Origin of the sequence: Acinetobacter sp. YH12049 (assembly GCF_013419875.1) — a bacterium.
Lineage (GTDB): Bacteria > Pseudomonadota > Gammaproteobacteria > Pseudomonadales > Moraxellaceae > Acinetobacter > Acinetobacter amyesii.
The window spans coordinates 1-1,168 of sequence record NZ_VOZH01000112.1 but is presented as its reverse complement, the minus strand read 5'-3'; the positions used below and the strand labels follow the sequence as shown (position 1 = coordinate 1,168).

Annotated in this window: 1 protein-coding gene and 1 pseudogene; both read right to left on the bottom strand. The window is 59.8% G+C overall.

The genetic code is table 11. The features are described 5' to 3' along the window. Positions 1-248: pseudogene (gene glmM / locus FTU05_RS17720) on the bottom strand (phosphoglucosamine mutase); the annotation flags it as partial. A gap of 86 nt (positions 249-334) precedes the next feature. Further along, complete coding sequence (sul2, locus tag FTU05_RS17715; RefSeq protein ID WP_001043260.1) at positions 335-1,150, bottom strand: sulfonamide-resistant dihydropteroate synthase Sul2; 816 nt, start codon at positions 1,148-1,150, stop codon at positions 335-337. Positions 1,151-1,168: the final 18 nt, after the last annotated feature.

Sequence of the window (1,168 nt, the reverse complement as noted above, 5' to 3'; positions counted from 1 at the left end):
TACGTTGTCGGCAGCGGGCCAAAAAGGAATACGTCCATGCCCATCGAGGTGAAACCGGCTGTGAGCGCGGGTTCAAGCATATAGCCCGACAGGCGCGTATCCTTGCCGATCACGACACGATGGCGGTGGTCACCGCGACGAAAGACACGGCCAGCCGCCATGCCGACGCGCAAGGCGGTTTCCGCCGTCATCGCGCCTTCGTTGGCTTTGCCACGAATACCGTCTGTGCCGAAATATTTGCGCACCATAAGGTCGATTATCCTGTCGTCGGGTCGCCCTCAAAGGGGACATGCCTGCTGAACCGCGAATATAGAGAAATATCCCGAATGTGCAGTTAACGAATTCTTGCGGTTTCTTTCAGCGCCGCCAATACCGCCAGCCCGTCGCGCAAGGGGCGCGGCTCGTGTGTGCGGATGAAGTCAGCTCCACCTGCGGCGGCGGCAAGCTCTGCAGCGAGTGTCGCGGCCCCGACATCCCCCGGACCACGGCCTGTGAGCGCGCGCAGAAAGGATTTGCGCGAAACAGACAGAAGCACCGGCAAATCGAAGCGCAGCCGCAATTCATCGAACCGCGCCAGCACCGAGAGCGAGGTTTCGGGAGCAGCCCCCAGAAAAAACCCCATGCCGGGATCAAGGACAAGGCGGTTGCGTTTGATACCGGCACCCGTCAGCGCCGCGATGCGCGCGTCAAAGAACGCCGCAATGTGATCCATGATGTCGCCAGCGGGTGCCTCGCGCCGATCTGCCTGCCCGTCTTGCACCGAATGCATAACGACGAGTTTGGCAGATGATTTCGCCAATTGCGGATAGAACGCAGCGTCTGGAAAACCGCGAATATCATTGAGATAGGCCACACCACGCGACAAGGCATAGGCTTGCGTCGCGGGTTGATAACTGTCGAGCGAGACGGGAATGCCATCTGCCTTGAGCGCGTCCAGCACCGGCGCGATACGCGCGATTTCTGTGTCGGACGAAACAGGCGCGGCGTCGGGATTGCTGGATGCCGGACCGAGGTCGATCACATCTGCCCCCTCGGCCATCAGCTTACGCGCCTGCGCAATGGCTGCGTCTGGCGCCAGATACCGGCCTCCATCGGAGAAACTGTCCGAGGTTATGTTGACGATGCCGAAAATGATGAGCGATTTATTCATGGGGGCTTCTATAATAAT

Bases quoted from the DNA above. Each gene is read 5' to 3' on its own strand.
- sul2 (WP_001043260.1), bottom strand. From the start codon at position 1,150: ATGAATAAATCGCTCATCATTTTCGGCATCGTCAACATAACCTCGGAC.